20 protein-coding genes are annotated in these 19,281 nt (G+C 60.3%); 19 read left to right on the top strand and 1 reads right to left on the bottom strand.

All coding sequences use genetic code 11. The annotated features are described in order from the left end of the window. Positions 1–129 precede the first annotated feature (129 nt). The 6 genes from DW037_RS00480 (at position 130) to rpsJ (ending at position 5,768) form a co-directional block, all read left to right on the top strand. Positions 130–648 carry an RNA polymerase sigma factor gene (locus DW037_RS00480; protein ID WP_233505656.1) on the top strand — a complete coding sequence of 173 codons (519 nt, stop codon included), beginning with the start codon at positions 130–132 and terminating at the stop codon, positions 646–648. Beyond that, positions 599–1,675 (top strand): DUF4179 domain-containing protein, encoded by a 1,077-nt coding sequence (locus DW037_RS00475; protein WP_117629233.1) that lies wholly within the window; start codon positions 599–601, stop codon positions 1,673–1,675. Before DW037_RS00480 ends, DW037_RS00475 begins: the two co-directional genes overlap by 50 nt. 680 nt (positions 1,676–2,355) lie before the next feature. Beyond that, a complete protein-coding gene (rpsL, locus tag DW037_RS00470) occupies positions 2,356–2,733 on the top strand; it encodes a 30S ribosomal protein S12 (protein WP_006235012.1) in 378 nt (125 codons plus the stop codon). A gap of 73 nt (positions 2,734–2,806) precedes the next feature. Then, positions 2,807–3,280, top strand: a complete 474-nt coding sequence (gene rpsG / locus DW037_RS00465) for a 30S ribosomal protein S7 (RefSeq protein ID WP_006235013.1) — start codon at positions 2,807–2,809, stop codon at positions 3,278–3,280. Positions 3,281–3,299: 19 nt separating this feature from the next. After that, a complete protein-coding gene (gene fusA, locus DW037_RS00460) occupies positions 3,300–5,399 on the top strand; it encodes an elongation factor G (RefSeq protein WP_022094183.1) in 2,100 nt (699 codons plus the stop codon). A gap of 60 nt (positions 5,400–5,459) precedes the next feature. Continuing rightward, the gene (gene rpsJ, locus DW037_RS00455) at positions 5,460–5,768 is read left to right on the top strand and encodes a 30S ribosomal protein S10 (RefSeq protein WP_022094184.1); all 309 of its coding nucleotides are present in this window, start codon (positions 5,460–5,462) and stop codon (positions 5,766–5,768) included. A 116-nt stretch (positions 5,769–5,884) separates the two neighbouring features. On the opposite strand, the gene DW037_RS00450 is transcribed toward rpsJ, so the two are convergent. Then, positions 5,885–6,661 (bottom strand): biotin--[acetyl-CoA-carboxylase] ligase, encoded by a 777-nt coding sequence (locus DW037_RS00450; protein ID WP_117716439.1) that lies wholly within the window; start codon positions 6,659–6,661, stop codon positions 5,885–5,887. 174 nt (positions 6,662–6,835) lie between these two features. On the opposite strand from DW037_RS00450, the gene DW037_RS00445 reads away from it, so the two are divergent. The 13 genes from DW037_RS00445 (at position 6,836) to DW037_RS00385 (ending at position 19,238) form a co-directional block, all read left to right on the top strand. Further along, positions 6,836–7,795: a 3-oxoacyl-ACP synthase III family protein gene (locus DW037_RS00445; protein ID WP_117646091.1), complete on the top strand. Its 960-nt coding sequence runs from the start codon at positions 6,836–6,838 to the stop codon at positions 7,793–7,795. A gap of 52 nt (positions 7,796–7,847) precedes the next feature. Continuing rightward, positions 7,848–8,084: an acyl carrier protein gene (locus tag DW037_RS00440; protein WP_006235019.1), complete on the top strand. Its 237-nt coding sequence runs from the start codon at positions 7,848–7,850 to the stop codon at positions 8,082–8,084. Positions 8,085–8,086: 2 nt separating this feature from the next. Continuing rightward, positions 8,087–9,031 (top strand): enoyl-[acyl-carrier-protein] reductase FabK, encoded by a 945-nt coding sequence (fabK, locus tag DW037_RS00435; protein ID WP_117716438.1) that lies wholly within the window; start codon positions 8,087–8,089, stop codon positions 9,029–9,031. Further along, positions 9,019–9,945, top strand: a complete 927-nt coding sequence (locus tag DW037_RS00430) for an ACP S-malonyltransferase (RefSeq protein ID WP_117799712.1) — start codon at positions 9,019–9,021, stop codon at positions 9,943–9,945. The genes fabK and DW037_RS00430 overlap by 13 nt, the downstream gene beginning before the upstream one ends. Positions 9,946–9,975: 30 nt before the next feature. Continuing rightward, positions 9,976–10,749 carry a 3-oxoacyl-[acyl-carrier-protein] reductase gene (gene fabG, locus DW037_RS00425; RefSeq protein ID WP_117817115.1) on the top strand — a complete coding sequence of 258 codons (774 nt, stop codon included), beginning with the start codon at positions 9,976–9,978 and terminating at the stop codon, positions 10,747–10,749. A 39-nt stretch (positions 10,750–10,788) separates the two neighbouring features. Continuing rightward, positions 10,789–12,036, top strand: a complete 1,248-nt coding sequence (gene fabF, locus DW037_RS00420) for a beta-ketoacyl-ACP synthase II (RefSeq protein ID WP_117817116.1) — start codon at positions 10,789–10,791, stop codon at positions 12,034–12,036. A 3-nt stretch (positions 12,037–12,039) separates the two neighbouring features. Continuing rightward, entirely contained in the window at positions 12,040–12,516 is a 477-nt protein-coding gene (gene accB / locus DW037_RS00415; RefSeq protein WP_117765060.1) for an acetyl-CoA carboxylase biotin carboxyl carrier protein, read from the top strand. A 9-nt stretch (positions 12,517–12,525) separates the two neighbouring features. Beyond that, a complete protein-coding gene (gene fabZ / locus DW037_RS00410; RefSeq protein ID WP_117716456.1) occupies positions 12,526–12,948 on the top strand; it encodes a 3-hydroxyacyl-ACP dehydratase FabZ in 423 nt (140 codons plus the stop codon). A gap of 9 nt (positions 12,949–12,957) precedes the next feature. Continuing rightward, positions 12,958–14,301 (top strand): acetyl/propionyl/methylcrotonyl-CoA carboxylase subunit alpha, encoded by a 1,344-nt coding sequence (locus tag DW037_RS00405; protein WP_117716433.1) that lies wholly within the window; start codon positions 12,958–12,960, stop codon positions 14,299–14,301. Beyond that, a complete protein-coding gene (gene accD / locus DW037_RS00400) occupies positions 14,288–16,012 on the top strand; it encodes an acetyl-CoA carboxylase, carboxyltransferase subunit beta (protein ID WP_117716432.1) in 1,725 nt (574 codons plus the stop codon). The genes DW037_RS00405 and accD overlap by 14 nt, the downstream gene beginning before the upstream one ends. A 40-nt stretch (positions 16,013–16,052) precedes the next feature. Further along, the gene (locus tag DW037_RS00395) at positions 16,053–17,267 is read left to right on the top strand and encodes a PTS transporter subunit EIIC (RefSeq protein WP_117629224.1); all 1,215 of its coding nucleotides are present in this window, start codon (positions 16,053–16,055) and stop codon (positions 17,265–17,267) included. A 150-nt stretch (positions 17,268–17,417) separates the two neighbouring features. After that, positions 17,418–18,572 carry a cation diffusion facilitator family transporter gene (locus DW037_RS00390; RefSeq protein ID WP_233505655.1) on the top strand — a complete coding sequence of 385 codons (1,155 nt, stop codon included), beginning with the start codon at positions 17,418–17,420 and terminating at the stop codon, positions 18,570–18,572. A gap of 39 nt (positions 18,573–18,611) precedes the next feature. After that, the gene (locus tag DW037_RS00385; protein WP_118372623.1) at positions 18,612–19,238 is read left to right on the top strand and encodes a histidine phosphatase family protein; all 627 of its coding nucleotides are present in this window, start codon (positions 18,612–18,614) and stop codon (positions 19,236–19,238) included. The last annotated feature ends 43 nt before the right edge of the window (positions 19,239–19,281 follow it).

Here is a 19,281-nt window from a genome sequence, read left to right as displayed (position 1 = left end):
GACCTGCCAAAAAGGGACAGGTTTATTTTGGTAGGTTTTTCCTGCTTGAATTTGAAACATTTCGCCCGACAAGAGCGTATTTAAGGTGAGGGCCTCACCAAGAATTATTAACGTCACCGGGAGGTGATTATGGAAGAACAAGCATTTAGACAGGTGGTCGAAGACCACCGGGATGTCGTGTTTCGGATCGCGTTGACGTACCTGCGTGATCGCGCCGACGCCGACGATGTCGCTCAAGACGTCTTTCTGAAGTTACTCAAAAGCGATGCGCAATTTGAAAGCTGGGAACATCTTCGTCGATGGCTTATCCGGGTCACGATCAATGAATGCAAATCTCTCTTTCGAAAGCCATGGAGGCGTGTGGAGGATATTGAGAACCTGGCCGAGTCGCTTTCGACAGCGCAGGATGAGACCAAGGCCGTCCTGTCAGATGTCATGCGGCTTCCGGAACGATTCCGTATCCCCATCGTGCTCTATTACTATCTGGGCTTTTCGACCTCAGAGATTGCCGAGTTGTTGCATGTACCAGCCGCGACCGTTCGAACGCGTTTAGCTCGTGGTCGATCGAAGCTCAAATTCATCCTAGAGGAGGGCGACCGTGAAATCCAATCAAATCAAGCAGGCCTTCGAGTCCATCCAAGCCGATAGCAATCTTGCAGATCGCGTCCTTAATACCGCTGCGGGTGAGCCGCTTCATCGAAAGGGCCACGCGAAGCCTCTCTATGTTGCCGTAATCGGATGTCTTGTCGGAGTGTTGGCGACCGGAGGGGTCGCCTACGCAGTTATCAATTCCAGCTATTTTGCCTCAGCCTGGGGAAACCACGGCAACGGGGATTCCATTACCTGGACCAACGGCGGTTCATCGGGGACTAAATATACCTACACCAGAGAGTTTGGTGACGGGATCGCGCCCCAAAGCCTGGAGGGCGCAGTTCAGGAGGTTAATCTGTCCGTCGAGGGTAACGGCTATACGCTTGATATCCATGAGATGGCTATTGACCAAAACGGCTGCGGAGCCGTGACGTTTACGTTGTCCAATTCAAATGGCGTTAACTACTACAAGCCGGCAGCAGAGACAGGCGAACTTGTTCTCTATGGTGAAGAAGAACAAGGCATCGGCACGCCCAGCATGAACTTCGGCGAGGAATGGGCTGACACACGCTGCACAATTGATAAGGACACATCAAGCGACACGGTCATTAATGGCACGATGTACTTTGCCTCGTGGGATCGTGAGCGAGATTTGGGACATACGGTCACCTGGAATATCTGCTGGACTGAGGGCGAAGGCGAGGACGCGAAGCTGTTCGAGGCATCGACGCCCGAGTTTAGCGTTGGAGCGTACGTCGATACAAAGGAACTCCGCTCCGATGACTCGCCTCTCGAGATCAGCCCGTTTTCCATCCAGACGCACATCGATGATCTGGGCTATGAAGCAGTTGATCATAAACTGACCGTCAGCTACAAGGATGGATCGGAGCAGATTATCGAAGATGACGACGCAGGGGCGTACAATTTCTATGTTTCGATGGCACGCAATAGCGGAGAGAACATTTGGGTGCCAACGAAGTTGATTGATGTCGACCAAGTGGTTTCAGTAACGCTCGAAGGCACACGCTGCACTTCAACAGGGGGCGCCGAAACGTCGGAACCCTTTACCATCGTCTATTCGTAAGATTTGGGGCCGCTTCCTACTAGGGGAAGCGGCCTTCTTTGCGGTAAATGGGCGGTTAGACCGCACGATATTCGCCTGCATTTCTGAAGTATGCGGCAAAATCTTGATGGGTCGACCACACCGTATATGCTCAAGCGTTCTACCTGCGGGTTTGTTATCGCAAAATCCCTGTGTGCTCGGTAAGTTCATAATTTGCCGCATACTTCCGAAAACACCGTCAATCTACAGTGCTAGTGAGGTCGGATCACCGCTGGAGCGCGACGTTTCCCCAGATAAAACCGACCAAAATAAACCTGTCCCTTTTTGGCAGGTAGCGTTGTCCTGACGAGTACGTCGGATTCCCGGGCCGGGCGGCACAGGGGTTAAGTTTGTCGCGAGTTCCGCACGAGCCGGAGGCCACTTAATGTGGCCTCCGTGCGAGCCAGGACTGTAGAGCAGCAAACTTAACCCCCGCGCCGCCCGGGCCGGGAATCCGCCCAAGCGCACAGGAGGGGATTCCTTTTGTGTAGGCTTTGCGGAAATGTGCCTATTTTGGGATACGCCCGGCGGCGTGGTCTGTTGACGACACAGCTAACGGCACGTATCCTATCGAACTGCGTGTTTCGTAGGGGGATGCTGACCCCTCGATTCAAGCCGTTGCACTTTACAGAAAGCTGGAATCATTCGAGAAGGAGTACGCTTTGCCTACTATTAACCAGCTGGTTCGCCAGGGCCGTCGTTCCGTGCCCAAGAAGTCCAAGAACGCTGCTCTGCAGCACAACTCCCAGAAGCGCGGCGTGTGCACCCGCGTCTTCACCACGAGCCCCAAGAAGCCGAACTCGGCTCTTCGTAAGGTTGCCCGTGTTCGCCTTGTCAACGGCATCGAAGTTACTGCTTACATCCCGGGTGAGGGCCACAACCTGCAGGAGCACTCCATCGTGCTCGTCCGCGGCGGTCGTGTCCGTGACCTCCCTGGTGTCCGTTATCACGTCATCCGTGGCGCCTACGACGCTGCTCCGGTCCAGAACCGTATGCAGGCCCGTTCCAAGTACGGTGCTAAGCGCCCCAAGGCTAAATAAGCCAGATAACGTTTTGATACTTTCGCCGTGTGCCGCCTAAGCGCCGCACGGTAGACACTTAAGGAGATTTCACATGCCGCGTCGTGCAGCAGCTAATCGTCGTGAGGTTCAGCCTGACGCCGTTTACAACAACCGCCTGGTGACTCAGCTCATCAACAAGGTCCTTCTTGACGGCAAGAAGGCCACCGCTGAGCGCATCGTTTACACCGCTTTCGAGATCGTTGCCGAGAAGTCTGAGGGTGGCGACGCTCTCGCTACCTTCAAGAAGGCTATGGACAACGTCAAGCCCACGCTCGAGGTTAAGCCCAAGCGTGTCGGCGGCGCTACCTATCAGGTCCCGATGGAGGTCAACTCCCGTCGTTCCACCGCTCTGGGTATCCGCTGGATCGTCAACTTCTCCCGCGCTCGCAAGGAGAAGACCATGGCCGAGCGTCTCGCCAACGAGATCCTCGACGCCTCCAACGGCCTGGGCGCTTCCGTCAAGAAGCGTGAGGACGTCTTCAAGATGGCCGAGGCCAACCGCGCGTTCTCTCACTATCGTTGGTAAGTTAAGGTAAGGAACTAACATGGCTAAGCCTAAGTACAAGCTTTCCGATACCCGTAACATCGGCATCATGGCCCACATCGATGCCGGTAAGACCACCACGACCGAGCGTATTCTTTACTACACCGGTAAGACCCACAAGATCGGTGAGGTTCATGAGGGCGCTGCCACCATGGACTGGATGGTTCAGGAGCAGGAGCGCGGCGTAACCATTACCTCCGCTGCTACCACCTGCTTCTGGAACAAGGACGGTAAGGACTACCGCATCCAGATCATCGACACCCCGGGCCACGTTGACTTCACCGCCGAGGTCGAGCGCTGCCTGCGCGTCCTCGATGGCGCTGTCGCCGTCTTCGACGCCGTTGCCGGCGTTCAGCCCCAGTCTGAGACCGTTTGGCGTCAGGCTTCCACTTTCAACGTCCCCCGCATCGCCTTCATCAACAAGTATGACCGCGTGGGCGCTGACTTCTTCAACGCTATCGAGACCATGAAGGATCGTCTCGACGCCAACGCCGTGGCCGCTCAGGTCCCGATGGGCGCCGAGGACAACTTCTGGGGCGTCATCGACCTGGTCACCATGACTGCATGGGACTTCAAGGCCGACGAGAAGGGTATGACCTACCCCGAGCCGATGGACGAGATCCCGGCTGAGTTTGCCGACATCGCTGCCACCAAGCGCGAGGAGCTCCTCGACGCTGCTGCCAGCTTTGACGACGAGCTCATGGAGAAGATCCTCATGGAGGAGGACTTCACCGTCGAGGAGCTCAAGGCTGCTCTGCGCAAGGGCGTTCTGGCCAACGAGCTCAACCTCGTCTTCGTGGGTTCCGCCTACAAGAACAAGGGCGTTCAGGAGCTGCTCGACGCTGTCGTCGACTACCTGCCCAGCCCGCTTGACGTCGAGGCCGTCACCGGTACCGATCCGGACACCGGCGAGGAGATTCAGCGTCATCCTTCCTTCGACGAGCCCTTCTCCGGCCTGGTCTTCAAGATCATGACCGACCCGTTCGTCGGTAAGCTCACCTACGTCCGCGTTTACTCCGGCCGCGCCGAGTCCGGCTCCTACGTTGTCAACGCTTCCAACGGTCAGCGCGAGCGCCTCGGCCGCATCCTCGAGATGAACGCCGCCGAGCGTATCGACCGTGACGACGCTGCCGCCGGTGACATCGTCGCTTGCGTCGGCTTCAAGAACTCCACCACCGGTGACACCCTGTGCGCCGAGGGCAAGGAGATCGTCCTCGAGAAGATCGAGTTCGCTAAGCCCGTTATCGACGTTGCCATCGAGCCCAAGACCAAGGCCGAGCAGGACAAGATGTCCCTGGCTCTGACCAAGCTCGCCGAGGAGGACCCGACCTTCCAGGTGTCCACCAACCACGAGACCGGCCAGACCATCATCGCCGGCATGGGCGAGCTGCACCTCGAGATTATCGTCGACCGTCTGCTCCGCGAGTTCAAGGTTGACGCTAACGTTGGTAAGCCCCAGGTTGCCTACCGCGAGACCGCTGGTCACGACGTCGAGAAGGCTGAGGGCAAGTTCGTCCGTCAGTCCGGTGGTCGCGGTCAGTACGGCCACGCCGTCATCAAGCTCGAGAAGATGGAGGAGGGCTTCGGCTACGAGTTCGTCAACGCTATCGTCGGCGGCGTCGTGCCCAAGGAGTACATCCCGTCCATCGACAAGGGCATCCAGGAGGCCCTGAACACCGGTGTTATCGCCGGCTTCCCGGTCCTCGACGTTAAGGTCACCCTGTTCGACGGTTCTTACCACGAGGTCGACTCCTCCGAGGCCGCCTTTAAGATCGCCGGTTCCATGGCTATCAAGGACGCCCTCAAGAAGTCCGACCCGCAGCTGCTCGAGCCGATCATGGCTGTCGAGGTCGAGACCCCCGAGCAGTACATGGGCGACGTTATGGGCAACCTCTCCGGTCGCCGCGGCAAGATCGAGGGCATGGAGGATCGCAAGAACAGCAAGCTCATCCGTGCCAAGGTGCCGCTGGGCGAGATGTTCGGTTACGCTACCGACCTTCGCTCCCAGACCCAGGGCCGTGCATCCTACACGATGCAGTTCGACTCTTATGAGCCCGCGCCCAAGTCCATCGTGGACGAGGTCATGAGCAAGAACGCCTAAGTTCGAGCTCCCTGTTACGTAATCCGCGAGAGCATCTCTCGCACTCTTTGGAGGTTTAAGTTGGCTACCCAGAAGATCCGCATTCGCCTCAAGGGCTATGATCACGAGGTCGTCGATCAGTCCGCGAAGCTCATCGTCGAGACCGCTCAGAAGACCGGCGCTCGCGTTTCCGGTCCTGTCCCCCTGCCCACCGAGCGCAACCTGTACACGGTTATCCGCTCGCCGCACGTGAACAAGGACTCCCGTGAGCAGTTCGAGATGCGCACCCACAAGCGCCTCATCGACATCCTCGACCCCACCTCGGGCACCGTTGATTCGCTTATGCGTCTCGACCTCCCCGCTGGCGTCGACATCGACATCAAGCTCTAAGCGATATCGCTCATAGCTTAAAGGGCCCCGCTGCCGTTACGGTAGCGGGGCCCTTTTGTTTTGCATGATGGGTTTGGATCGCCGGGTAAGGCTGCCGAGCGGCTGGCTGTGGCGACCTACTCACTCAAGGGGCGCAATGACGCTTCCTCAAAATGGAAGGATCGCACGCCGTCCTCCGTTTCGATGCACGCACGACCAAAGCCATCGACCGTTTTAAAGATGCCTCGCGCCAGCTCGTCACCGGCAGGGGAGCGGGCGATAACGTGCTTTCCAATCCAATTGAGGTGAGCGACATATTCGCCGTGGACGGGCGCGAGCGGTCCGGTGTTTTCTTCCATGGCGTTGAGGCGTTCTGCCCAGGCATCTATAGCGTCTATAACTGCGTGATAGACCTCATCGAGGAGCATGTCGACAGCTGGAACGTTCTCGTTAAGGTTCGAGAGACCGATTGCCGGCAGGCCGCCATCGGGCACCTCTTGGGGCGCATAGTTCACATTGACACCAATGCCACAGACGGCGAAAGGTTTGCCTTCGTTATCGCGTGCGGCCTCGACCAGAATGCCGCCGAGTTTGCGTCCACGCGCGACCAGGTCGTTGGGCCATTTGAGGCCAATCTCGTTTGCAAGACCCTGTTTTTCGAGCGCCTCGAGCACCGCTAGGCCGCTGACGGCAGCAAGACCAGAGTACTTCGCAGGATTAACGCATGGACGCAGGACAATCGAAAGCAATAGGTTGCCGGCGGTTGAATCCCACTTGTGGCCGCGCCGGCCGCGTCCTGCTGTCTGAGCCCGGGCGGCAAGTCCTGTGCCGTGCGGCGCTCCCTGTTTTCCTGCTTCGAGCAGGTCATCGTTGGTCGATCCGGTTACGTCGACTATCGTTAATTTGGCATCCATAACGGCTGCTACCTCCTTAATGAATAAGTGAATAACGCAATGGTGTCGAGAGAGACACAATGTGAAGCCTTTGTCGCATTTGGACAATTTAATGTTAACACGTTAACAACGACTGAAATGCGCTATCCTCTCTTGGTCGATGTAAACACGTCAACAACTCAAAGGAGGTTAGTGATGGGTTTCACGATTCTTGGAACAGGCTCGGCGCTTCCTAAGCGCAGTGTTTCCAATGACGAGCTGTCCGAGTTCCTCGATACCTCGGATGAGTGGATTTTTACCCGCACAGGTATTAAGAGTCGCCACGTCTGCACCACCGAGTCACTTGACGACCTTGCCGTAGCGGCGAGCGAGCGGGCACTTCAGGTGTCCGGAATCGACGCGAGCCAGTTGGATCTGATCGTCTGCTCGACGACGACGGGTGACCACCTTGTTCCCGCCGAGGCGTGTGCCGTTGCTGAGCGACTGGGCGCGACGTGCCCTGCCTTCGATGTCTCGGCTGCCTGCGCCGGCTTCGTATTTGCGCTCGATGTTGCCGAGGGCTATATCGCCCGAGGACGAGCCAAGCATGTGCTTGTCGTTGCCGCCGAGCAGATGACGCGCGCGCTCGACTGGACCGACCGCGCCACCTGTGTGCTCTTTGGCGATGGGGCAGGCGCCGCGGTGATTGAGGCTGGGGGAGACAGCCCCCTTGCCGTTGAGCTTTCGACGGCGCCCGACGTCGAGACGTTGTGCGTTCCCGGTCTGGTCGGCACCTCGCCGTTTAAGGCCTCCGCAGATAGCGAGAGCGTGCTGTCCATGAATGGCCGCCGCGTGTTCAAGTTCGGCGTCAACGCGATTTGCGACACGGTCCATAAGCTTGCGAGCGATGCGGGCATTTCGGTCGAGGACATCGACCATTTTGTATTCCATCAGGCTAACGAACGAATCCTGAGTCAGGCGGTCAAGCGCCTCGGTGTGCCAGACAAGCGCGTGGTTCGAACGCTGCGCGAGACCGGCAACATTTCGAGCGCATGCATTCCGCTTGCCCTCGACCGGCTGGCAAACGCCGGTGCACTTCACACGGGCGACACCATCGCCCTCGTTGGATTTGGCGCCGGTCTGGATATAGGTGGCTATCTACTTCGTTGGAAGTAGTCGCACATAGGAAATAAAAACGCCCCTAGGGCACAAACAAAGGAGAACTACCATGGCAGATCAGAAGACCTTCGAGCGCGTTTGCGATGTTATCCGCGAGACCGCCGGTCTTGACGACGTCGAGATGAAGCCCGAGTCCACGCTCGAGGAGATTGGTCTCGACAGTCTGGGCACCGTCGAGATCCTCGTCGCCGTTGAGGACGAGTTTGGCATCCAGCTCGATACCGAGGAGAACCCCAAGACGGTCGGCGAGTTCGCCGATACGGTCGAGGCGGCATTGGAGAAGTAGAGATGCTCAAGACTCCTCTCTGCGATCTGATCGGCATCGAAAAGCCCGTGTTCCAGGGCGGTATGGCCTGGATCGCCGACGCCTCGCTGGCGTCCGCAGTGTCCGAGGCGGGCGGCTTAGGGATTATCGCGGCCATGAACGCCGACGCCAACTGGCTGCGCGACCAGATTCATGAGCTGCGCGCCAGGACGGATAAGCCCTTTGGCGTCAACGTCATGCTCATGAGCCCGTTTGCCGACGAGGTCGCGCGGGTCGTGATTGACGAACGGGTGCCGGTCGTCGTGACGGGTGCCGGCAATCCCACCAAGTACATGAAGGCGTGGAACGAGGCGGGCATCAAGGTCATCCCGGTCGTTGCCTCGGTGGCGCTGGCGCGTCTCGTGGCGCGTCGTGGAGCCACTGCCGTGGTTGCCGAGGGTACCGAATCAGGCGGCCATATTGGCGAGACCTCGACGATGGCACTGGTGCCACAGGTTGTCGATGCGGTCGATATTCCCGTGGTTGCGGCTGGCGGTATCGCCGATGGCCGCGGCGTGGCGGCCGCCTTTATGCTGGGCGCCGCCGGCGTGCAGGTGGGTACGCGCTTTCTGATCGCAGATGAGTGCACCGTATCGGAGCAGTACAAGGAGATGGTCCTGAAGGCCAACGACACCTCGACGCGTGCGACCGGCCGCTCGACGGGACACCCGGTGCGTGCCCTCAAGAGCCCCTTCACTAACGCCTACGCCAAGAGCGAGGCGGCGGGCGTAAGCGTCGAGGAGCTCGGGGCCATGGGCACGGGCGCCCTTCGCAAGGCCGCCAAGGACGGCAATTACGAAGAGGGCTCGTTTTTGTGTGGACAGATTGCCGGCATGGTCAACGAGCGCCAAAGTGCACGTGAAATCGTTGACGACCTGGTCGATGGCGCCGAGCACGTCCTGAAGGGTGCGTGCGCATGGGTGGCGTAGCGTTTCTGTTTGCCGGCCAGGGCGCCCAGCACCCCGCGATGGGCGTCGACCTGATCGAGGCATCGCCGGCGGCCGCCGAGGTGTTCGCCATTGTCGACGAGGTGCGCCCGGGGACCAGTGAGCAGTGCCGAAGCGCCTCCAAGGAGGAACTCTCGCAGACCGAGAACACGCAGCCGTGCGTGTTCGTTCACGATCTGGCAGCGGCTGTCGCCCTGCGTGAGCGCGGCGTGGTACCTGCCGCCTGTGCGGGTTTTTCGCTTGGCGAGGTCGCCGCGCTCACCTTTGCGGGGGCGTTCGATACGCGAGCGGGCTTTGAGCTCGTGTGCGAGCGCGCGGCGCTGATGGCCGCGGCTGCCGAGCGCCATCCGGGCGGCATGCGCGCCGTCATCAAGCTCGATGCGGCGCAAGTCGAGAACCTGGCAAAACAGGCCGGCGAGGACTGCTGGCCGGTCAACTACAACAGTCCGCAGCAGACGGTTGTTGCCGGAGCGCCCGAGGCGCTGCAGGAGCTCGACGTCCTAGTAAAAGAGGCTGGCGGCCGCGCTATGAAAGTCGCGGTGTCGGGCGCATTTCATAGCCCCTATATGGCCGAGGCGACTGAGGGGCTGGCGACGTATATCCAAGCCGGCCACGCGCCGTCACCGCTGCTGATTCCGGTCATGGCAAACATGACGGCGGCGCCCTATCCGGCGGACCCGCGAGCGGCATCGGATGTCTTGGCCAATCAGGTGAGTCATGCCGTTCGTTGGGTCGACACGCTGCATGCTCTGCAGAATCAGGGCATCGACACGTTTATTGAGGTCGGCCCTGGCAAAACGCTGTCGGGCCTGGCCAAGCGTACGCTGAGCGACGTTCGCGTGTATTCGTGCGAAACGGCCGAGCAGGTCGCAGCTATTGCCGACGAGCTCGCATAGTCCACAGGGCTGTAACCCGAAAGGAATGACATGGGCAACTTGAACAACGGCGCGCTCGAGCGCAACGACTCACGTCGTGTGGCACTGGTCACGGGCGGCTCGCGGGGTATCGGCCGCGCCTGCGCTGTCGGTCTGGCGGAGGACGGCTTTGATATCGCCGTCGTCTATGCCGGCAGCGTCGATGCGGCGCGCAAGACGTGCGAAGCCTGTGAGGCGGTTGGCGCCACGGCACGCGCATATCAATGCGACGTGGCCGATCCCGCTGCTGTCAACGCGTGCGTGGAAGCGGTCCTCAACGACTTTGGTTCCATTTGGGCGCTCGTCAACAACGCCGGCATCACCCGCGATGGCCTGCTCATGCGCATGGGCGATGACGCATTCGATCGCGTGCTCGATGTCAATCTCAAGGGAACATTCAATATGACGCGCGCGCTCACCAAGACCTTTATGCGCCAGCGCGGCGGTTGCGTCGTCAACATGAGCTCGGTCGTGGGCCTGATGGGCAATGCCGGACAAGCCAACTACGCTGCTTCCAAGGCGGGCGTGATAGGGCTTACCAAGGCGGTGGCGCGCGAGCTTACGCCTCGTGGCGTACGAGCGAACGCGGTCGCTCCCGGGTTTGTCGAGACAGATATGACGGCAAAGCTCTCGGAGAAGGTGCGTACGGCAACCGAGGAACAGATTCCCCTTAAGCGCATGGCACGTCCCGAGGAAGTGGCCGGCGTGGTGCGCTTTCTGGCGAGCGATGCGGCTTCCTACATTACGGGCGAGGTTGTACGCGTCGACGGCGGAATGGCGATGTAGAAACCAGGGCCGAAGAACGGCTTGGATGAGGAGACCATGATGGAACAGAGAGTTGCAATCACCGGCATAGGTGCCGTATCGCCGCTCGGCAACACGGCGCTTGCCACTTGGGCGGCTATGTGCGCCGGCACGTGCGGTATCGGCCCGATTACGCACTTCGATACGGATGCGTTTGCTGTCAAGGTGGCGGCCGAGGTCAAGGGCTTTGACGGCAACGAGTACTTTGGTAAGCACGATGCCAAGCACCTCGACCCCTGCGTTCAGTTTGCGATGGCGGCTTCGGACGAGGCCATGCACGATGCGGGCCTTGATGTCGAAGGCGCCATCGATCGCGAGCGCCTGGGCGTCTACGTGGGTTCAGGCGTGGGCGGCATGCAGACACTCGTCGACAACGTCCACACGATTGCCGATCGAGGGCCTCGCCGTGCATCACCCTATATGATTGCGATGATGATCCCCAACATGGCTTCGGGCAACATCGCGATTCGCCATAAGGCAAAGGGCCCGACCCTACCCGTCGTGACTGCCTGCGCGACTTCTGCCCATGCGGTGGGTGAGGCGTTCCGCGCCATCAAGCACGGCTATGCCGACGCGATCCTCGCGGGCGGCGCCGAGGCCGCAATTATCCCCGATGCCGTTGCGGGCTTTACGTCCTGCCGCGCATTGACCACCAACCCCGATCCCGCGACGGCCTGCCGTCCGTTCGATGCAGACCGCGACGGCTTTGTGATGGGCGAGGGCGCCTGCGTGCTCGTGCTCGAGAGCATAGAACATGCGCAGGCGCGCGGTGCGCACATTTACGCCGAGGTCGTGGGCTACGGCAACACCGATGATGCCTATCACATCACGAGCCCCGATCCCGAGGCTGCCGGCATTGCCCGTGCGATATCGCTGGCGGTGGCCGAGGGCGACGTTAAGCCTTCCGAGGGCCTCTACATCAATGCCCACGGCACATCGACCAAGCTCAACGATTCGTCCGAGACGGCGGGCATTAAGCGTGCGCTCGGCGAGGACGCGGCGCGCGCCGCGCACGTCTCGTCGACTAAGTCGATGACCGGCCACATGATCGGCGCCACGGGTGCCATCGAGGTCATGGCCTGCGCCATGGCGCTCGAGCAGGGCGTGGTGCCGCCGACCATTAACTACCACACGCCCGATCCCGCCTGCGATCTTGACTACACGCCTAATCGCGCGGTTCGCGTCGACCTTACCTGGGCGCTTTCGACCAACCTGGGCTTTGGCGGGCACAATGCCGCCATCGCGCTGCGTAGATATACGAGGAGCTAGAGCATGGATTCCAAAAGACTTGCCGAGATAGCCGATGTTATGGAGGACCGCGGCCTCACGCGCGTACGCGTTGAGGAGCCCGATGGCACCGCGGTCGAACTCGAGCGCGCGAGCGCCGCGCAGCCGGTTGCCGTGCCCATGCCTATGCCGGGTGCCGTGACTGCTCCGGCGGTGGCTCCTGTCGCCATGCCTGCCGCCGCACCGGAGCCCGCCGCGCAGGCGCCTGCCGCCGCACCGGAGCCCAAGGGCACCGAGGTGACCGCTCCCATGGTCGGCGTTTTCTATGCTGCCCCGGCGCCGGGCGACGAGCCGTTTGTGCACGTGGGCTCCAAGGTCAAGGCCGGTGAGACCCTCTGCATCATCGAGGCCATGAAGGTTCTCAACGAGGTGACGGCCGAGGCAGACGGCGAGGTGCTCGAGATCTGCGTGGCCGACGGCGACCTCGTGGAGTTCGGCAGTTGCCTTATGAGGATCGGATAGGTGATGTCCATGAACAAAGAAGAGCTCAAGAAACTGTTGCCGCATCGCGAGCCGATGCTTTTGCTCGACGAAGCCGAGCTGGTGGGCGACGAGGCCCACGGCAAGATCACGATTACGGGTGACGAGTACTTTTTGCAGGGGCATTTTCCGGGAAACCCGGTAGTCCCCGGCGTGATTCAGTGCGAGATGCTCGCCCAAAACTGTTGCGTGCTGCTGATGGGCGACGAGGAGGCGCGCGGCGCGACGCCGTTCTATACGAGCCTCGATAAGGTGCGCTTTAAGCGTCCGGTGCGCCCGGGCGACACGGTTGATCTGGTGTGCAACATCACGCGTGCGCGCGGGCCGTTCCGCTTTGCGACGGGTACTGCGAGCGTCAACGGTGAGGTTTGCTGCCGCGCCGATATGTCTTTTGCACTCATGCACGAAAGTTAAGGAAGGCTCATGTTCGACAAAGTGCTCATCGCCAACCGCGGCGAAGTCGCGGTCCGTGTTATCCGTGCGTGCCGCGATATGGGCATCAAGACCGTCGCCGTTTATTCCACGGCCGATGCGGACGCGCTGCACGTGCAGCTTGCCGACGAGGCGTATTGCATCGGTGGCCCGCGTCTTGCCGAGAGCTACCTCAACGACGATGCCGTGCTCACCTGTGCCGTAAAGTCGGGCGCCAAGGCAATTCATCCCGGCTATGGCTTTTTCTCCGAGAAGGCGAGCTTCGTGCGCGACTGCGACAAGTATGGCCTGACGTTTGTCGGTCCTTCGGCCGAGGTCATCGACAGCATGGGCGACAAGGACGCCGCACGTCGAACGGCTGCCGCGGCGGGCGTGCCCATCGTGCCGGGCTGCGATTTGCTCAAAAGTCCCGAGGAGGCAACAGCCGAGGCCGAGCGCATCGGCTGTCCCGTGCTCATCAAGGCGCGCGCAGGCGGTGGCGGCCGCGGTATTCGCAAGGTCGAGCGCGTGGAAGATGCGGCAAAGGCGTTCATCGAGGCGCGTGCCGAGGGCGAGGCCGTCTTTGGCGACGGCGAGTGCTACATGGAGAAGTTCGTCGCGCCGGCGCACCATGTCGAGGTGCAGATTATGGCCGATAAGCAGGGCCATGTGTTTTCGCTCGGCGAGCGCGAGTGCTCGGTTCAGCGTCGCAACCAAAAGCTGATCGAGGAGAGCCCCGCGCCGTGCCTCGACGGACGCGACGACATTCGTGCTCGCATGCACAAGGCAGCGCGTGACCTGGCTCGTGCCGTCGGCTACGAAGGAGCCGGTACCATCGAGTTCCTGTATTCGGACGACGGCAGTTTCTACTTCATGGAAATGAACACGCGCTTGCAGGTGGAGCATCCGGTTACGGAGTTTGTGACTGATACCGACTTGGTCAAGTGGCAGCTGCGCGTGGCAGCCGGCCAGCCTCTGCCCTTTGAGCAGGAGGACATGCCGGTTCGCAACCACGCCATGGAGTGCCGCATCAATGCCGAAACGCCGGACTTTCTGCCGTCATGCGGAACGGTCACCGCGTTGCGTGTGCCGGGTGGTCCGCGCGTGCGCTGGGATTCCGCCATGTTTACCGGTGCGAACGTTCCGCCGTACTACGACTCCATGCTTGGCAAGCTCATCGTGTGTGCGCCCACGCGTGACGGCGCCATTCGCAAGATGCGTTCGGCCCTGGGCGAGCTCGTGATTGAGGGCGTGAGCGAAAACAGCGAGCTTCAGCTCGACGTGCTGGCAAACGACGAGTTCTTGTTGGGCATGTATCACACCGATCTGATGGGGCATCTCTATGCTGATGAATAGAAAAGCGAAGACGGTCAACGTCCTCGAGGGGCCGATAACCGAGTCGTGCGCCGAGTTTCCCGCGCGCCACGTGTTTATCAAGTGCCCGGATTGCCGCCGTGTGATCGATGAGGCACGCCTGCACGACAACCTCGAGGTCTGCCCCCGTTGCGGCAAACACTTTCGCGTGAGCGGTCGCGCGCGCATGCGCATGACGGTCGACGAGGGCACGTTTGAGGAATGGGATGCCAATCTGGCGTCGGAGGACTTCCTCTCGTTTCCCGGTTATGCCGACAAACTCAAGAGCGTGAGCGAGCGTTCGGGCGAGCGCGATGCCGTTGTGTGCGGCAGGGGCAAAATCTGCGGTTGCGATACAGCTCTCTTCTTTATGGACGCCAACTTTATGATGGGCTCGATGGGTTCTGTGGTGGGCGAAAAGATCTGTCGCACATTTGAGCGTGCGACCGAGCTGGGATTGCCAGTCGTCGGCTTTACCGTTTCGGGCGGTGCGCGCATGCAAGAGGGCGTGACCTCGCTTATGCAGATGGCCAAGATTTCTGCGGCGGTTAGGCGCCACAGCGAGGCGGGCGGCCTGTATATCACGGTGCTCACCGACCCCACGACCGGAGGCGTAACCGCGAGCTTTGCCATGGAGGGCGACATTATCCTGGCCGAGCCCGATGCCCTGACGGCATTTGCCGGCCCGCGCGTGATCGAGCAGAACATGCACAAGCGCCTGCCCAAGGGATTCCAGCGCTCCGAGTTTTTGCTGGAGCACGGCTTTTGCGATGCCGTTGTTCCGCGTGGCGAGATTGCGCTCACGGTAGGCGAGTTGCTGGCGCTGCACGAAGGGCACGCGCCCGGCTTGGGGGCACCGCATGAAATCGTGCATACGGGTCGCCGCGGCAAAAAGCTGGGACACTTGTTTAAGCGCTCGGCGGCACCAAAAACCGCGCTCGAGATTGTCAAGCAGACCCGCTCGGCAGATCGCGCCACGGCGGGTGAGATGATCTCGCTGGGCCTGGATGGATTTGTGGAGCTGCACGGCGACCGTTACTTTGGCGACGACGCCGCTGTGTTGGCTGGCATTGGCTGGAAAGACGGACGCCCCGTAACGGTCATCGCCATCGAGCGCGGCACCACGACCAAAGAGCGTATGCGCCGCAACTTTGGCATGGCGCATCCCGAGGGCTACCGCAAAGCGCGTCGCCTTATGCGCCAGGCCGAAAAGTTTGGTCGACCGGTTCTGTGCCTGGTCGATACCTCGGGCGCGTTTTGCGGCATCGGTGCCGAGGAGCGCGGCCAGGGTGAGGCGATCGCCCGGAATCTCATGGAGATGAGCGGCCTTAAGACGCCGATTGTCTCGGTGGTGACGGGCGAGGGCGGCTCTGGTGGCGCGCTGGCGCTGTCCGTGGCCGACCGCATCCTGATGCTCTCGAGCTCGGCCTATTCGGTCGTGAGCCCCGAGGCCTGTGCGTCGATCCTGTGGAAGGATACCGAGCGCGCGGATGAGGCCGCCGAGGCGCTGAAGCTCACGGCCCCCGATCTGTTGGCGCTCGGCATCATCGACGGCATTGTTGACGATAGGGGCCTGTCGCATGAGGAGATCGCCGGTGCCGTCATGTCCTCGGCATTTGATGCCTTCGATACGCTTGGGCAGCTCGACGACGCCACCCTCACAAACCTCCGCTACGAAAAGTACCGCACAATCGGTCAGTACCGCACGATGTGACAAAGGAAAAGTCTGCATGTCACATTGGGAAAGGCGTTCCATGTCACAAGTTTCTAACACCTCGTTTACAACGACGGTCTCATCAAACGCCATGGCCGTGGTGGACTATCTGTCCAAAAGCATGATGTCGGCGCTGCCGTTTATTGTCTGCGCGGCGTTGTTCCGTACCGTCGCCGTCATTATGGGCGAAGGCATGCTGGGCCTGTGGTCTGCCGATTCCGAAATCTATCGCCTGTTCTACAGTTGGCTCTATAACGCCGGCTACTACTTTTTGCCCATTTATCTTGGTTGGGCGGCTGCCCGCCAGCTCGGTTGCTCGGAGCAGCTGGGCATGATGCTGGGCGGCGTATTGATTGCGCCCGATCTGCTTAAGCTCGTCGATGCCGCATCGACGACGGGGGCATCGATGACTTCCGTGTATGGCCTGCTTCCCGCGCCGGTCAACGATTACACGACAACTGTTATCCCGGTTCTCATCTCGGTGCCCGTGCTATGGCGAGTGGAGTGTTTCTTTCGGCGCGTTATCCCTCAGGCCGTGGCGTTTTCGTTCGTTCCGTTTGCAACCATGCTCGTTATGGTTCCGGTTTCGCTGTGTATTACGGCGCCGGCGGGCAGCTATCTGGGCATGCTGTTGGGCCAGCTTATGTTTATGCTTGGTAATTCCGGTGGCATCGTGTCGCTGCTCACGCTCATGGGGCTTGCCGCGGGCTGGGAGTTCCTAAAGATCGCCGGCATCAGCAACGTTGTCCTATCGCTCGCCTATGCGCAGTTTATGAGTGTGGGAACGGATTCGTGCATCCTGATCGCCGCGACGATGGCAACGTTCGCCGTTTGGGGCATGCCCTTTGGCGCGTCGCTTCGCGTTGCGGATAAGGACGAGAAGGCGCTCATGCTGGGCTATTCAATCTCGGGTGTTCTTGGCGGCGTAAGCGAGCCGGCGCTGTACGGTTGCGGCTTTAAATATGGCAGGTGCCTGACGTGCATGGCCATTGGCGGCGCCGTCGGAGGCCTTGTTGCAGCCGTGGGCCACGTTACGGCCTATACCATCGGCATGACGAATGTCCTCATGGTCATTGGCTTTGCCACGGGCGGCATCTCGAACCTGCTGTGGTGCTGCGCTGCCGGCGGTGTGGCATTTGCGGTGTCTGCGGCGCTGAGCTACTGCTTTGGCGTGGTGCCGGCGAAGGGGCAGACGACAGGGGACGGAGCCGATTCACCCGAAACAGTGGCGAGCGCTGCTGAAGTGAGCGCATAAACCTGTGCGACACAAGGACGATTCCTTTGTCATGTTCCAAGGCCGTGGCCCGTGCGGGTTGCGGCCTTTTTGTATCTGGAGGACAAAGTGGCTACACTACAATCCGTTTGAGCAATAGATATATAGGCAGTACCGTGGGGGCGGATGCAGATGGTCGAGTGGATTGTTAAGCGTGCGCAGGGCGACCGTGCGCGCGTGGGCACGTTGACGGGCGTGGTGTGTATTCTCGCCAATGTGGCACTATGTGCTGCGAAGGGCGTAATTGGTGTGGTTTCGGGATCGGTTTCGATCGTGGCGGATGCCATGAACAACCTGTCCGATGCCAGCTCGAATATCGTGAGCGTGCTGGGCTTTAAGCTGGCGAGCAAGCCGGCCGACCCCGAGCATCCTTACGGCCACGGTCGCTACGAGTATCTCTCGGGTCTGGTCGTGGCGGCACTCGTACTGCTGATCGGCCTTGAGCTTATCAAGTCCTCGGTCGAGCGCGTCATCCACCCCGAACCTGTCGAGTTCTCGCTTGCCCTGGTGGCAGTCCTGGCACTTTCGATGGTTGTAAAGCTGTGGATGGCGGCCCTCAACCAAAAGCTCGGTGACCGCATTGAGTCCGAGACGCTGCATGCGACCGCGCAGGATTCCAAGAACGATGTTCTTGCTACGGGCGCCGTGCTGGCGTGCGCAATTGTTTCGCAGGTGACGCACATCAATCTTGACGCATGGGTCGGCCTTGCCGTTGGCGCCTATATTGGCTGGAGCGGTTTTGAACTCATCCAGGATACGGTGAGCCCGCTTTTGGGCCAGACGCCCGATCCCAGGCTGGTCAAGCACATTCGAGACAAGATCATGAGCTATCCCGGCGTTTTGGGCGTCCACGACCTTATGGTTCACGATTATGGTCCGGGCAGGAAGTTTGCAAGTGCGCACGCCGAGATGGCGGCCGAGACCAGCCCGCTGGAAAGTCACGACACACTCGATAACATCGAGCAGTCGTTTAGGGTCGAAGACGGCATGATCGTCACGCTTCACTACGATCCCATCGTGACCGATGACCCCAAGGTGGCGAGCATGCGTTTACGCATTAACGCCATGGCTCAACAGATCGATAGCCGCCTCTCGATTCATGACCTACGCTGTGTGCCGGGTCCTACGCACACCAACGTGATCTTTGACTGCGTGCGTCCCTCGGATCTGCAGATGAGTGCCGATGACTTAAAGCACGCGCTGGCACAACGGGTCGAATCGGAATATCCCAAGTCGATTGCCAAGATTACGATCGACGAAGACTACGTAGGGCATACCCACGAGTAGGGCCGAGCCGATAAAGCAAATGATGCAGAAGGGGAGAGCATGAGGCGTCTATATCTACTCCGCCATGGTCAGACGGAATTCAACGTCAAAAAGCTCGTCCAGGGTCGCTGTGATTCACCGCTCACCGATTTAGGCCGTCAGCAAGCCGGGATGGCAGCCGCATGGCTCAAAGCCCACGGCGTCGTCCCCGACAAAGTGGTCTCATCACCCTTAGGCCGAGCCATGGACACAGCTCAGCTCGTCGCAACCGAACTCCTTGGCCCGGACGCAGCAGCCGAGCCCTGCGAAGGCATCATCGAGCGCTGCTACGGCACCTTCGAAGAAGGCCCCCACGACGCCCTGCCCACCGACGTCTGGGATCCGGGCGAGGATTTGGTCCCCTTCGGAGGAGAAGGAAGCAAAGCGTTGCAAGAACGCATGGTAGCCACCCTCACCAATCTCATGGGCGCCAAGGGCATCGAAACCCTCCTAGCAGTAAGCCACGGCAGCGCCAGCCGCCAATTTATCAAGGCTGTAGCCCCAGGGGGCTTCGAGTTCCCAACAAAACTCCCCAACTGCGCCATCATGATTTTCGATTTCGAAGAGGAAAAGTCGGGAGAAGAAGGCAACGCGCCCCAATCCAAGTTTATCTTGCAGCAAATCATCGATCCTCAACAAAGTAATTAGCTGAGCGAGCAGAGTTAAGCAGACATCAACGTGTCGTCTCCCG

The organism is Collinsella sp. AF39-11AT (genome assembly GCF_003474585.1).
Taxonomy (GTDB): Bacteria; Actinomycetota; Coriobacteriia; order Coriobacteriales; family Coriobacteriaceae; genus Collinsella.
The sequence above is the reverse complement of the archived record's forward strand: the minus strand, read 5'-3'. Positions and strand labels throughout refer to the sequence as shown.